This window comes from uncultured Kordia sp. (genome assembly GCF_947496985.1).
In the GTDB taxonomy this organism is placed as follows: domain Bacteria; phylum Bacteroidota; class Bacteroidia; order Flavobacteriales; family Flavobacteriaceae; genus Kordia.
This window is the reverse complement of the sequence record NZ_CANMEZ010000009.1, coordinates 173,287-188,996: the sequence shown is the minus strand read 5'-3', so window position 1 is coordinate 188,996 and position 15,710 is coordinate 173,287. Positions and strand designations below refer to the sequence as shown.

Genomic DNA, 15,710 nt, shown 5'->3' with positions numbered 1-15,710 from the left:
TTGTCTACCGTAGTAATTGATACCACTGTAGCTACACTACTTGGATTGTCAATGCTTACTGGTACACTTGCACTACCGCCATCTTCTGCAATCGTTACATCTCCAACACTCATCGCAACTAGAGAATTTACAACTAGATTTGCATCTTGTGAATCTATAAGTATACATGAGTTTTCACTGTGAGTGACGATTAATTGGTAATCGTTTCCGTCGTAAGAACTTGGCACATTGCTTAATGTTAATGTATTTGAATTGAATCCTGAATAGACTGGATTTGTTCCTGCAGTCGTAATATCCGACCAAGTTACTCCGTTATCAGTACTCTCTTGCCATTGATATGCAATGTTAGCTGAAGAATTTGTTGCTGGAGGAACCGTATAATTTGGTGTTCCAGAAGAAAACGTGGTTGTTGATTGCGAACTCGCAGCAGCTGTGAATGTAACATTTTCTCCTTCAAGTATTGTTTGACTTGTTGCTGGATCAGATGTGATTGATGCTTGTGTAGCAGTTGTTACGTTTACGCTTGTTACTTGTGGGCTTCCTACATTTGTAGGAACTCCGTTAGCTGGATTAACTGCACCTTCATCATCATCTGCTAAGTTATTACTAGAAGTTAAATCTGCAGTTGTAAAACTAGCAGCTCCTTCAACAGCATCAGCACAACCGTCTCCATCACTATCCGTGTCAAGAAAATCAGGAATTGTATCTCCGTCCGTGTCTACTATTGGACATGAATCAAATGTCATTTCTAATACATCTGAACCAGTACCATCAATACCTTCTCCTGTAACTTGGAAAGTTAATGTTGTTACTCTTCCGTAGATTTGAATACTCCCTGCTGCTGTTCCTAAGCCAGCCGTATCAGCTTCCCCAGAAAGCACTATAGGAGAACTTGTTCCTAAGTTTTGATTTACATTTCTATAAAATTGTTTTGGTGTAACTATTAATTGGTTGTTACCAGAAATTTTCCCCATTGAGAGATCAGCATTTTGCAATGTCCACAATGAAGTGTTTGATATAAAGTTTCCTGATACTATTTGATTGTTTCCTCCAAGTCTGTCAATATGTATTATTGGGTTGTAAACTGGTTGACTGTATGTTATTGTAATTGTTCCTGTTACACGATCATCAGCTGCTGCATTTAAAGATTCTGAAGAAGTATCCCATGCAAATAAAAATTCTAAAGAGTTTGAACCTTCAACTGTTGCATCAGAGAAATAAGAATCTGATGACATAGTGCCATTTGGCGTGTATACTACTAATCCTCCAGCTGGAATTGTACTATTAAAACTAACACCTACTGCACCTGCTGTATTTGTATATGGAAAACTTCCTGCCCAAGCTCCTGCAGTTAAAGGTCTTGTAGCACATACATTTTCGTTATCATCTATGATTCCATCATTATCATTATCTATATCTATATTATCTTGTACTGTATCAAAATCAGTATCAATAAATGTTGAACTAGAACAAGTTGATGGTGGTGTAACTACTACATTTGTAAGTTGACATGTACCGTCTGTATCATCTGTTATTGTAAACGTTACGTTTCCACCTGATATTGGAAATGGTCCAAATTGCTGTGGTAAGTTATATGAAATATTTGCTTGTGTAATATCTCCTGAAAGACTGTATGTTGAACCTAATAAGTTTCCATTAGGGTTTATGTAGAATGTAAATGTATCATCTGAATCATTTGACGGTGTTCCATTATCATCGCAAAATACTGCAGTAAGAGAAGCACTTAAAATTTCACATGAGTCACAAGCTGTCGTATTTGATGAATTTGTTACTGCTAAGTCGGTTCCTGTATATCCACCTTGACCAGTTACTCTACCATTTGCTGGATTAACCGTCACTGGAGAGTTTCCTAATATTCCATCATCATCATCATCATCATGACCTGCTTCCAATGCATCAACACACCCATCATCATCACTATCATCATCTAATGAGTTGATTATTCCATCATTATCAGAATCTAAACTTGTACATACCCCATTTGCATTTAACGCACAAAAATCTGAATCTTGATAATTAATAATTCCATCGCCGTCAGCATCTCCCATTGGATCATCTGACAAACAACTGAAAGGGTTTGATATGATTGTATTTATGTTTAAGTTATCTGTTTGACTAAAAGTAGTTGTATCTGTTGGCGAACCAAATGTTCTATTTACTATCGTAGTTCCATCTACAATTATTCGATAAGAATTCCCTTGAATACCATCTCCAAACGTATCATTAATTGTAAAAAAGTAACTTCCATTTTCAGTAATGGTTATGTCTTGCGAAACTGTAACATTTCCAGTCAAATAGGTATTATTAGGTACGCTAGCAATTGTATTTACACCTGAAGCTAATGACCAACCTACTTCTGTTGAAAATTGATCTAAATCTATTTCTATTCGAACTATTGAATCTGGATTTAATGTTAATGGGGCAGTACCACATTGTTCTTGTGTATCAAGTATTCCATCATTGTCGTCATCTTCATCACAAAAATCTGCGATACCATCTAGATCACTATCTACATTTCCTGCTATTGACAAGTCACAGAAATCTATATCACAGTTACTTTGCTGAACAGTTGTTGTAGTTGTACAAGTTCCCGTTGTATCATCCGTAATTGTTATTGTATATAACGTATTATTTGCAGATCCGTCTTGTAATCTAAAAGATGTTGCTGATCCGTAAGTTCCTGTTGAAGGTGTTACAACCCCTCCATTATCAGCAGTCACCGTATACGTTGTTCCTAAATCTACTCCTGTTGGATTTAAATCAAAACTCACGTAATCATCTGATCGATCACGTGATAAGTTATTATTGCATGTTTCGTTAGTTTTATTAGGAGTTACCACACAGTTTGAGCAATCTATTGCAAAAGTTGTGCTAACACCTGCGTCTGTAACAACTCTTCCGGCAGCTCCTGCTCTTGCTCCGTTACCTACTGGAATGTTTCCACTATTTACATTTGTTGTTGTTATTGTAGAAGAGCTAATTACAAATCCTCCTCCACCTGGCCCACCATATTCAATGAATACTGGTGTTAACCCTGTTTGTGTTGTTGCGTTTCCTCCACGTGCAAATGCTCTTACTTGTGAATTTATTGAATTTGCTTGTATAGCGATATATCCGGCTCCACCAGCTCCACCCGTTACATTAGAAGCATCTCCAAAAAAACTAAATGTACCAGAATTTGGCCCATCATTTCCATCACTTGCAATATTTCTGTTTGATCCGTCAGTTGTAATATTATTAGCAAGAACTATAACAATTCCTCCTCCATTACCTGTAGCTGGCGCCCATTCAGCTTCTGAACCTCCAGAAGCTCCCATAAATAATCTTAAATTACTTGCTGCATCAAAGACACTTCCTGCTGCTGGGGCATCTGTTCCAGAGATTAAGGTTCCAGCTCCTCCACTGGTTCCTCCTCCACCGTAACCACCACCACCACCACCTGAACCAAGTGTAATGTCTGTAGAATTTGCTCCATTTCCTCCAACTCCTGCTCCACCATCTGGTGCGCCTTGTGCGGCATTACATCCTCCGTGTCCACCACGACCTGTTCCTCCTGATAATGGCGCAGGGACTCCAAAGTCTCCCCCAAAATATACAGGATCTGTTCCCCAATTTTCATCAGCTGTAGCTAATAATGCTAACGATTCTCCACAGTTATTCACAGCAAAGTTTCCTGTTGCATTTCTTCCAAAGAAACCATCTCCAGAAGCATTAATATCTGCGTTTAATGTAATATTATTATCACATGCATCTATAAAAATTACTCCACCAGTAGTTCCGTCCCATGGTTGTGCCGAGACAGTTCCTACTACGGTAACATCACTTGTGTATTTAGCAATTCCTACTAACTGAACTCTTTCCGTTGCTGGTGTAAATGTTTTCGTAACAGCTATATCAATAGTTAGCGTATTTCCTACTATGTTTGTGATTTTAGCTAAATGAAAATTACCTGCACCATTATCAGTTCCACCAGTATTTCCTCCACCACTGACACCTGTCATTTGAATAATCATCACAGGATCATTGATTGCTAAACCAGCACTGCTTCCAACAGTAACACTTGTTCCACTAACAGCTGATACTGTAGTATACGTGTTTACTACTCCGGATATATTTTGTGCATTAGCGCTAAAGAAAAACAATAATGACACTAAAAGTGTTACTACTATTTTTGAAGTAATGTTTTTCATAATTATGAAACTTTATTTTATAGATAGATAAGTTTAATACTTGAGGTCGTAACTGGAATAGAAGTTACTCTGTATAGCTCCTTCTTTTCTTCGTTATAAATGTACCCGACAAGATTAATCTTATGATTTATCAAGATTTGGTTGTTTAGTTGTTTTATTGTTTTTCCTTTTTTACCATCGCAACTGTACACTATAGGTAAGTTGACAGTTAGTTTTGAATTTGCAGGTAAACTAAAGGTAGCTCTACCATTACCTATGTAATTGAAAGCTATTTTTTGTTTTTTATTGAATATTTTTTCGACTTCATTACTTGCTTTTGGAAAATTCACAAGTTGTCCCGCATCAAGCTCAATTTCTGCGCTTATTGGATAGTCGTTTTTGTTTTCAATTTTAAGTGCTAATTGGTCATTAAACTTTTCACAGACTGTTAAGCGATCACTTATACTTGTTGTGACTGTGATATAGTTTTGCATATCATCTACTAAATAGACAGATACAGGGAGTTTACGCATATATCTTTCCCAACGTTTATGAGCTTCATGTTTTTTATCTCTACTTGTTTCAATCGCTTTTTGCTCCATAGGATACAGCTCTTGATTTTCGTATACATGTTTTCTGAGTTTAGCTACACCTGTAAGATGTGGCACTATTTTTTGGAAAGAAATGATACCATCTGCTGTGGTTTCATCTAATTTTAAATCTTGCACATCGTAGATTGTTTTTTCTTGTGCAAATGAGTTTTGTGATTGTAGTATACATAACCACATCACAAAAGCAGGAGAAAGCCTTTTAAGAATAAGTATAACAATAGAAGCACTGTTTGAGACTTTGGATCTCAACAGCACATCAAAAGTAGTGTTGTTCATTCGAGTATTTTTAAGGCGGCTAAGGAATAAATGACTAGTTTATTTTCTTAACAGATTGTAACAAATGTAATGACTGACACCTACATTTAAGTAGCAATACACACAAAAGGATTTGATTTTCGTTAAAATGCAAGCTTTTTTCGTTCAAGTGTTTAGCTTGTTTTTTTTGAAATAATCTCTCTTTTTTTGTTAAAAAAATGCATTATTCTAAAATAAACTTGTTATTAAGTTTATGTTTTTATTTGATTTAAAAGTGATATTTTTGCTCACTATTAAATACTTGCAATGAGCATACAACAAGAAATAGATAAACGAAGAACTTTTGGAATTATATCGCATCCAGATGCTGGTAAAACAACCTTAACAGAAAAGCTTTTACTTTTTGGTGGAGCTATTCAGGAAGCTGGAGCTGTAAAAAATAATAAGATTAAAAAAGGAGCTACAAGTGACTTTATGGAAATTGAACGTCAGAGAGGAATTTCTGTAGCAACTTCCGTACTTGCCTTTATTTACAAAGATAAGAAAATCAACATTTTAGACACTCCAGGTCATAAGGATTTTGCTGAAGATACTTTCCGAACTTTAAGTGCTGTAGATAGCGTTATTGTAGTAATTGATGTTGCTAAAGGTGTAGAGGAACAGACTGAAAAATTAGTTTCCGTTTGTCGCATGCGAAAGATTCCTATTATTGTTTTTATCAATAAGTTGGATAGAGAAGGAAAAGATGCTTTTGACTTATTAGATGAAGTAGAACAAAAACTTGGTTTACGTGTTACACCTTTGAGTTTTCCTATTGGAATGGGCTACGACTTTAAAGGTATTTATAATGTTTGGGAAAGAAATATTAATTTATTTACTGGAGAAAACAAACAAACTATTTCTGAAGCTATTCATTTTGAAGACGTTAACAATCCTGAATTAGAAACATATATTGGAGAAACTTCCGCAGAAACTTTACGTGAAGAACTTGAATTAGTATATGAAGTGTACCCAAAATTTGATAGAGACGCGTATTTAAAAGGTGAGTTACAACCTGTCTTTTTCGGTTCAGCTTTGAATAATTTTGGAGTGAGAGAACTATTAGACTGTTTTGTTGAAATTGCTCCTACTCCTTTAGCCAAAGACTCTGACACGCGTTTAGTACATCCAAATGAAAAGGATTTTTCAGGCTTTGTATTTAAGATTCATGCCAATATGGATCCAAAACATAGAGATAGACTTGCTTTTATTAAAATTGTTTCAGGAGTTTTTAAACGAAACACACCGTATCTTCATGTTCGACTAGACAAAAAGTTAAAGTTTTCAAGTCCAAATGCTTTTTTTGCTGAGAAAAAACAGATTGTAGACGAGTCATTCCCTGGAGATATTGTTGGTTTGCATGATACTGGAAATTTCAAAATTGGTGATACATTAACTGCTGGAGAAAAAATGAATTATAAAGGTGTTCCAAGTTTTTCGCCTGAGCATTTTAGATACATCAATAACGCTGACCCAATGAAATCCAAACAGTTAGGAAAAGGAATTACACAGCTAATGGATGAAGGAGTTGCGCAATTATTTACTTTAGACTTAAACGGAAGAAAAATTATAGGAACTGTTGGGGCTCTTCAATATGAAGTAATTCAATATCGATTAGAGCATGAATATGGAGCTAAGTGTACCTATGAAAATTTGAATGTACATAAAGCGTGTTGGGTAGAAGTTGACAACGAAAAAGATCAAGAATTTTTAGATTTTAAACGTGTAAAGCAAAAATTCTTGGCACGTGATAAAGAAAATAAATTGGTCTTTTTAGCAGATTCTTCTTTTTCATTACAGATGACACAGCAGAAATATCCTAGTATTAAATTCCACTTTACAAGTGAATATTAATAAATGATTAAAAATAAAGACATTTAAAAATTAATCGTAAAAAAGAATTTTAAAGACTTTTAAGATATTATTACAAAAAAGACGTCAAACTATATTGACGTCTTTTTTTTATGCTTTAAAAACAAATTATGAGAGTCTATTTTCTTGAAAAATAACTAAAAACTATTTTAAAACAAATTCAAATAGATTTTTTAAATGCTCTGAAAATTAAAAAAACCTCAATTCGAAAATTGAGGTTTTTTATATTAAGCTTCTCCAGTGGGTCCAAAATTCATTGGAATTGGAGGTTGTTCAAAATCTGTGATTTGTCCATGAGCTTTTTCAAAGCGATGTATATTTTCACCTAATGCTTTCATTAATCGTTTTGCATGTTGCGGCGTTAATATAATTCTAGATTTCACTTTCGCCTTTGGTCTCCCAGGCATAATGTTTACAAAATCTACTACAAATTCTGATGGTGAGTGATTGATGATTGCTAAGTTGGTATAAATACCTTCTGCTGTAGCATCATCTAACTCAATATTGATTTGCTTTTCGTTTGCTTTGTCGCTCATGTATTAAAAGTTAATTTCATGCTTAGCAGCCATAATTTCATTGTATTCTTCTCTTGATCCTACAATAATATCATCATACTTACGCATTCCCGTTCCTGCTGGTATTTTATGCCCAACAATTACATTTTCTTTTAATCCTTCTAATGCATCAACTTTACCACTTACGGCTGCTTCATTCAGTACTTTTGTTGTTTCCTGGAACGATGCTGCTGAGATAAATGATTTCGTCTGTAATGAAGCTCTTGTAATACCTTGTAAGATTGGTGTTGCCGTTGCCGGAACAATATCTCTTGCAGTTATTAATTGCTTATCAGCTCTTCTTAATACAGAATTCTCGTCTCTTAATTCTCTTGGAGAAACAATTTGTCCTGCTTTAAAGTTTTCCGATTCACCTGCGTCTTCAATCACTTTTTGACCGTAAAGGTTATCATTCTCTCTGATGAAATCAGATTTATGAATTAATTGGTTTTCTAAGAAGATTGTATCCCCAGGATCTCCAATTCTTACTTTACGCATCATTTGACGAACAATTACTTCGAAGTGCTTGTCATTAATTTTCACACCTTGTAAACGATATACTTCTTGTACTTCATTTACTAAGTATTGTTGTACTGCAGATGGTCCTTTGATATTTAAAATATCATTTGGTGTAATAGAACCGTCTGAAAGTGGCATTCCCGCACGTACATAATCATTTTCTTGTACTAAGATTTGGTTTGAAAGTTTTACTAAATACTTTCTTACATCTCCAAATTTAGACTCAACAATGATTTCACGATTACCTCTTTTGATTTTTCCAAAAGATACAACTCCGTCAATCTCAGACACAACCGCTGGGTTAGAAGGGTTACGTGCTTCAAATAATTCTGTTACACGTGGTAAACCTCCTGTAATATCTCCTGATTTTGCAGATTTACGTGGAATTTTCACTAAAATTTTACCAACTTTAATCTTTTCACTGTCATCTACCATTAAGTGAGAACCTACAGGTAAGTTATATGAACGTTGTACTTCTCCTTTACTATCTAAAATTTGAAGTGTTGGAATTAATTTTTTATTTCTTGATTCAGAAATTACTTTTTCTTGGAATCCTGTTTGCTCATCAATCTCTACTTGGAAAGTAACACCTTGTTCGATGTTTTCGTATTGAATTTTCCCAGCAAATTCAGAGATAATTACACCATTATATGGATCCCATTGACAAATAGCTTGATCCTGCTTGATCACATCTCCACTCTTAACAAAAATAGTAGATCCGTAAGGAATGTTATTTGTACTTAAAGTAATTCCAGTTTTCTTATCAATAATTTTGATTTCTGATGTACGAGAGATTACAATATCAGCTAAGTTTCCTTCTGCATCTTCACCTTGAACTGTTTTCAGTTCTTCGATTTCAGCAACACCCGCAAATTTAGCTTTTAATTGGTTTTCTTCAGAAATGTTACTTGCTGTACCTCCCATGTGGAATGTACGTAGCGTTAACTGTGTTCCTGGTTCTCCAATAGATTGTGCAGCAACAACTCCAACAGCTTCTCCAATTTGAACCATCTTGTTTGTAGAAAGGTTACGTCCGTAACACTTAGCACAAATACCTTTTGGAGCTTCACATGTTAATGGAGAACGTACTTCAACAGATTCTACTGGTGAATCTTCAATAGCTTGTGCAATTTCTTCATTGATTCCTTCTCCTGCAGCTACTAAAACTTCTTCCGTTAACGGATTGTATACATCATGTAGAGAAATTCTACCTAAGATACGATCCTTTAATGGTTCAACTACATCTTCGTTTTTCTTTAATGCTTTAACTTCAACACCTCTTAATGTTTCACAATCATGAATGTTCACAATTACATCTTGAGATACATCTACTAAACGACGAGTTAAATATCCTGCATCGGCAGTTTTTAATGCGGTATCGGCAAGACCTTTACGCGCACCGTGAGTAGAGATAAAGTATTCTAAGATCGATAATCCTTCTTTAAAGTTAGAAAGAATCGGGTTTTCAATAATTTCTCCACCACCAGCAGTCGATTTTTTCGGCTTCGCCATTAATCCACGCATACCAGTTAACTGACGAATTTGCTCTTTCGAACCACGGGCTCCAGAATCAAGCATCATATACACAGAGTTAAATCCTTGTTGATCTTCACTAATGTGCTTCATAGACAACTCCGTAAGGTTTGCATTCGTTGTTGTCCATTTATCAATTACCTGATTGTAACGCTCGTTGTTTGTGATTAATCCCATGTTATAGTTCATGGTAATTGTATCTACTTCAGCGTTAGCTTTATCAATTAATGATTGCTTTTCTTTTGGAATAATGATATCTCCCAAACTGAATGATAATCCACCTCTAAAGGCAAATCCATATCCAAGACCTTTGATATCATCTAAGAAAGCAGATGTTGTTGGAATATCAGTCACTCGTAAGATTCCACCTATGATACTACGTAACGATTTTTTCGTTAATACTTCATTGATATAACCTGCTTGTGCTGGTACTTTTTGATTGAAAAGTACACGTCCAACAGTTGTTTCTATAATTTGTGGAACTAATTCTCCTTCTGCATTAAAGTCAATTGCTCTAATTCTGATAGAAGCATTTAATTCTACTTTTTTCTCATTGTAAGCCATTACAACTTCCTCAGCTGAATAGAACGTTAATCCTTCTCCTTTAATTTTTCTTTCTGGAGTAGATTTACGCAACTTCGTCATATAGTATAAACCTAATACCATATCCTGAGAAGGTACAGTAATTGGTGAACCATTCGCAGGATTCAGAATGTTTTGAGAAGCTAACATTAATAATTGCGCCTCTAAAATTGCTTCTGGTCCTAATGGTAAATGCACCGCCATCTGATCCCCATCAAAATCGGCATTAAATGCCGTACATGCTAATGGGTGTAACTGAATCGCTTTTCCTTCAATAAGTTTTGGCTGGAATGCCTGAATACCTAATCTGTGAAGCGTAGGCGCACGGTTTAGTAATACTGGATGACCTTTAATTACGTTATCCAAGATATCCCAAACTACTGGCTCTTTTTTGTCTATAATTTTCTTTGCAGATTTTACAGTTTTTACAATACCTCTTTCAATTAACTTACGAATCACAAAAGGCTTGTATAATTCTGCTGCCATGTTTTTAGGCAATCCACATTCGTATAATTTTAATTCTGGACCAACAACAATTACCGAACGTGCTGAATAATCCACACGTTTTCCAAGTAAGTTTTGACGAAAACGTCCTTGCTTACCTTTTAAGGAATCAGATAATGATTTTAATGGTCTGTTAGAATCAGTTTTTACTGCTGATGATTTACGCGTGTTATCGAATAATGAATCTACAGATTCTTGAAGCATGCGCTTCTCGTTACGTAAGATTACTTCAGGAGCTTTGATCTCCATTAATCTTTTTAAACGATTGTTTCTGATAATTACTCTACGATATAAATCATTTAAATCAGACGTTGCAAAACGACCTCCATCTAACGGCACTAATGGACGTAATTCTGGCGGAATTACAGGAACAACTTTCATGATCATCCATTCTGGACGGTTTTCACGGTTTTTGTTCGCATCACGTAATGACTCAACAACTTGTAGACGCTTTAATGCTTCCGTTTTACGTTGTTTAGATGTTTCGTTGTTTGCTTTGTGACGTAAGTCGAATGATAATTGATCTAAATCAATTCTTGATAATAATTCAATTAAACATTCAGCTCCCATTTTAGCAATAAACTTGTTAGAGTCTGTATCGTCTAAGTATAGGTTTTCTTGTGGAAGTGATTCAAGAATATTTAAGTATTCTTCTTCCGTAAGGAAATCCATTTTTTGAACTGGCTCACCAGCTTCGTTTTTAGCTTCACCTGGCTGAATTACTACATAACGTTCGTAGTAAATAATCATATCTAATTTCTTAGATGGTAAACCTAAAAGGTATCCTATTTTGTTTGGTAAAGAACGGAAATACCAAATGTGTGCTACTGGCACAACTAAGTTGATATGACCAACTCTATCTCTACGTACTTTCTTTTCTGTTACTTCAACACCACAACGATCACAAACGATTCCTTTGTAACGAATTCTCTTGTATTTACCACAAGCACATTCGTAATCTTTTACAGGTCCAAAAATACGTTCACAGAATAATCCGTCACGCTCTGGTTTGTGTGTACGATAGTTGATTGTTTCAGGTTTTAGCACTTCACCTTTTGATGCTGCTAATATAGACTCCGGAGAGGCTAAACCTATTGAGATTTTATTAAATCTCTTTACAGTATTCTTATCTTTATTTCTTGCCATACTAATGGTTGATAATGAATTATGTGTAATTGTAGCCGTGCAGTTTTGAAGCTACACGGCATTTATAATTTATTCCTCTAATCTAATGTCTAATCCAAGACCTTTCAATTCATGCATTAATACATTGAATGATTCAGGTAATCCTGGTTCTGGCATTGGTTCACCTTTTACGATTGCTTCGTATGTTTTAGCTCTTCCAATTACATCATCAGATTTTACAGTCAGTATTTCTCTTAGTGTACTTGATGCTCCATATGCTTCTAGTGCCCAAACTTCCATCTCTCCAAAACGCTGACCTCCAAATTGTGCTTTACCACCTAATGGCTGTTGTGTAATTAATGAGTATGGTCCAATTGAACGTGCGTGCATTTTATCATCTACCATGTGACCAAGTTTCAGCATATAGATAATTCCTACTGTTGCTGGCTGATCAAAACGTTCTCCTGTTCCTCCATCATAAAGATATGTATGTCCAAATCTTGGAACTCCTGCTGAATCAGTAATTTCATTGATTTGATCTAAAGAAGCACCGTCAAAGATTGGTGTTGCATATTTTCTATCAAGTTTTTCTCCTGCCCATCCTAATACCGTTTCATAAATCTGACCGATATTCATACGAGAAGGTACACCTAATGGATTTAATACAATATCAACTGGCGTTCCGTCTTCTAAGAAAGGCATATCTTCTTGACGTACAATACGTGCAACAATACCTTTGTTTCCGTGACGTCCTGCCATTTTATCACCTACTTTTAGTTTACGCTTTTTAGCGATGTAAACTTTTGCAAGTTTTAAAATTCCTGCTGGTAACTCATCTCCAACTGAGATTGTAAATTTATCTCTTCTTAACGCTCCTTGAAGATCATTAAGTTTAATTTTATAGTTGTGTACTAAATCAGCAACAGCAGTGTTTGTTTCCGTATCCGTTGTCCAAGTTCCACCTGTTAAATGTGCATAATCTTCAACAGCATTCAGCATTTTTAAGGTAAACTTCTTCCCTTTTGGCAACACTTCTTCTCCTAAATCATTTTGAACACCTTGAGAAGTTTTACCATTTACAATAGTAAATAGTTTTTCTATTAATACTCCTCTTAAATCTTCAAACTTAGTTGCGTATTCAAGTTCTAAAGTTGCGATTTCTTCTTTATCTTTAGCTCTCTTACGCTTGTCTTTGATAGCTCTTGAGAATAATTTTTTATTAATTACAACCCCATGTAATGATGGAGATGCCTTTAATGAAGCATCTTTTACATCACCTGCTTTATCTCCGAAGATTGCACGCAATAATTTTTCTTCTGGTGTAGGATCTGACTCTCCTTTTGGTGTAATTTTACCAATAAGAATATCTCCAGGTTTTACTTCAGCACCAATTCTGATCATTCCGTTTTCATCTAAGTCTTTTGTAGCCTCTTCAGAAACGTTAGGAATATCATTTGTTAATTCTTCAGCACCTAGCTTTGTATCTCTTACATCCATTGAATATTCATCAATATGAATAGACGTAAAAATATCTTCACGGACTACTTTTTCAGAGATTACAATTGCATCCTCAAAGTTATATCCTTTCCAAGGCATGAAGGCAACTTTCATGTTACGTCCAAGTGCCAATTCTCCTTTTTGAGTTGCATATCCTTCACAAAGTACTTGTCCTTTTTTAACTCTATCACCTTTTCTAACAATTGGTTTTAAGTTAATAGATGTACTTTGATTTGTTTTACGGAACTTGATTAAGTTATATGTTTTTGAATCTACATCAAAACTTACTAATCTTTCAGCATCCGTACGATCATACTTAATTGTAATTTTATTTGCATCTACGTACTCAGCATATCCATCACCTTCTGCATTGATCAATACTCTTGAATCAGACGCTACTTGACGTTCCAATCCAGTTCCCACTATTGGTGATTGTGGACGTAATAATGGTACTGCTTGACGCATCATGTTTGATCCCATCAATGCACGGTTGGCATCATCATGTTCCAAGAATGGAATTAATGACGCAGAGATTGATGCAATTTGATTAGGTGCAACATCCGTGTAATCTACTTCAGATGGAGAAACCACTGGGAAATCTCCTTCTTCACGAGCAATTACTTTTTCAACACTAATAGTACCGTCTTCAGTTGTAGGAATGTTTGCTTGTGAAATTTTCATTCCTTCTTCTTCCTCTGCACTTAAGTATGAGAACTTGTTGATATCAACTTTTCCATTCTCAACCTTACGATATGGAGTTTCTAAGAATCCCATAGAGTTCACTTTCGCGAATACCCCAAGAGAAGATATCAAACCAATATTCGGTCCTTCTGGTGTTTCAATAGGACATAAACGTCCGTAGTGTGTATAGTGAACATCACGCACCTCGAAACCTGCTCTTTCTCTTGAAAGCCCTCCAGGTCCTAAAGCCGATAGACGACGTTTGTGTGTAATTTCTGCCAATGGATTCGTTTGATCCATAAACTGAGATAACTGGTTCGTTCCGAAGAATGAATTAATTACAGATGATAAGGTTTTTGCGTTAATCAAATCGATTGGTGTAAATACCTCATTATCTCTAACATTCATTCGTTCACGAATTGTTCTTGCCATACGTGCAAGTCCAACACCGAACTGTTGTGCTAATTGTTCTCCTACTGTACGAACACGTCTGTTAGATAAGTGATCAATATCATCAATTTCCGCCTTAGAGTTAATTAACTCAATTAAGTACTTGATGATTGTGATAATATCTTCTTTTGTTAAGACTTGCTTATCCATATCGATATTCAATCCTAACTTCTTGTTCATACGGTAACGACCTACTCCACCAAGGTTGTAACGTTGGTCAGAGAAGAATAATTTATCGATGATACCACGCGCTGTTTCCTCATCTGGCGGCTCAGCATTACGTAATTGACGATAAATATGTTCTACAGCTTCTTTTTCAGAGTTTGTAGGGTCTTTTTGTAATGTATTATGGATAATCGCATAATCACCAGCTTGATTCTCTTCTTTATGTAAAAGAATAGTTTTCACACCAGCTTCGACGATTTCTTCTATGTGTTCTTTTTCTAAAACAGTATCTCTATCAAGAACTATTTCATTACGTTCAATAGATACTACTTCTCCTGTATCTTCATCTACAAAGTCTTCGTGCCATGTATTTAATACACGTGCAGCCAACTTACGACCAAGTACTTTTTTAAGTCCACTTTTAGAAACTTTCACTTCTTCCGCAAGGTCAAATATCTCAAGGATATCTTTATCACTTTCGAAACCAATAGCTCTAAATAATGTAGTTACAGGTAATTTTTTCTTTCTATCAATATATGCATACATTACACTATTGATATCAGTTGCAAATTCTATCCATGATCCTTTAAAAGGAATTACTCTGGCAGAATAAAGCTTAGTTCCATTTGCATGGAAAGATTGTCCAAAAAACACCCCTGGTGAACGGTGTAATTGAGAAACTACTACACGTTCCGCTCCGTTAATACAGAACGTTCCACTTGGAGTCATATAAGGAATAGTTCCTAAATAAACATCTTGTACAATTGTTTCAAAGTCTTCGTGCTCTGGATCTGTACAGTACAATTTTAAACGTGCTTTTAACGGCACACTGTAAGTTAATCCTCTTTCAATACATTCTTGAATATTGTATCTCGGTGGGTCGACAAAGTAATCGAGGAATTCTAATACGAATTGATTACGCGTGTCTGTAATTGGAAAGTTTTCTTGGAAGGTGTTATATAATCCTTCTTCGCCGCGCTCTTCCGATTTCGTTTCTAATTGAAAGAAATCTTGGAATGACTTGATCTGAATATCTAGAAAATCTGGATATTTAGGTGTATGTTTTGCCGAGGCGAAATTTAATCTTTCAGTCTGATTTGTGAACATCAATGGACAATATTATGATTAAAATA

The 15,710-nt window shown here is 35.3% G+C and carries 5 protein-coding genes and 1 pseudogene; 1 reads left to right on the top strand and 5 read right to left on the bottom strand.

The genetic code is table 11. The features are described from left to right. Both Q0828_RS19890 and Q0828_RS19885 read right to left on the bottom strand, forming a co-directional pair. Window positions 1-4,211: pseudogene (locus Q0828_RS19890) on the bottom strand (hypothetical protein); the annotation flags it as partial. Window positions 4,212-4,228: 17 nt separating this feature from the next. After that, window positions 4,229-5,077, bottom strand: a complete 849-nt coding sequence (locus tag Q0828_RS19885) for a hypothetical protein (protein ID WP_298425476.1) — start codon at window positions 5,075-5,077, stop codon at window positions 4,229-4,231. 285 nt (window positions 5,078-5,362) lie between these two features. Between Q0828_RS19885 and Q0828_RS19880 the strand changes: the two genes are divergently transcribed. Then, window positions 5,363-6,949 (top strand): peptide chain release factor 3, encoded by a 1,587-nt coding sequence (locus Q0828_RS19880; protein WP_298425473.1) that lies wholly within the window; start codon window positions 5,363-5,365, stop codon window positions 6,947-6,949. 245 nt (window positions 6,950-7,194) lie between these two features. Here Q0828_RS19880 and Q0828_RS19875 read toward each other — a convergent pair whose 3' ends face one another. The 3 genes from Q0828_RS19875 to rpoB form a co-directional block, all read right to left on the bottom strand. Further along, on the bottom strand, window positions 7,195-7,503 hold the full coding sequence (locus Q0828_RS19875; RefSeq protein ID WP_298425470.1) for a DUF3467 domain-containing protein: 309 nt from the start codon (window positions 7,501-7,503) through the stop codon (window positions 7,195-7,197). A 3-nt stretch (window positions 7,504-7,506) separates the two neighbouring features. Further along, window positions 7,507-11,805 (bottom strand): DNA-directed RNA polymerase subunit beta', encoded by a 4,299-nt coding sequence (rpoC, locus tag Q0828_RS19870; RefSeq protein WP_298425467.1) that lies wholly within the window; start codon window positions 11,803-11,805, stop codon window positions 7,507-7,509. Window positions 11,806-11,874: 69 nt separating this feature from the next. Beyond that, entirely contained in the window at window positions 11,875-15,684 is a 3,810-nt protein-coding gene (gene rpoB / locus Q0828_RS19865) for a DNA-directed RNA polymerase subunit beta (RefSeq protein ID WP_298425464.1), read from the bottom strand. Between the last annotated feature and the right edge of the window lie 26 nt (window positions 15,685-15,710).

Excerpts from the sequence above, each read along its gene's own strand:
- Q0828_RS19885 (WP_298425476.1), bottom strand. The coding sequence starts at position 5,077 with ATGAACAACACTACTTTTGATGTGCTGTTGAGATCCAAAGTCTCAAAC.
- Q0828_RS19880 (WP_298425473.1), top strand. The coding sequence starts at position 5,363 with ATGAGCATACAACAAGAAATAGATAAACGAAGAACTTTTGGAATTATA.
- Q0828_RS19875 (WP_298425470.1), bottom strand. The coding sequence starts at position 7,503 with ATGAGCGACAAAGCAAACGAAAAGCAAATCAATATTGAGTTAGATGAT.
- rpoC (WP_298425467.1), bottom strand. The coding sequence starts at position 11,805 with ATGGCAAGAAATAAAGATAAGAATACTGTAAAGAGATTTAATAAAATC.
- rpoB (WP_298425464.1), bottom strand. The coding sequence starts at position 15,684 with ATGTTCACAAATCAGACTGAAAGATTAAATTTCGCCTCGGCAAAACAT.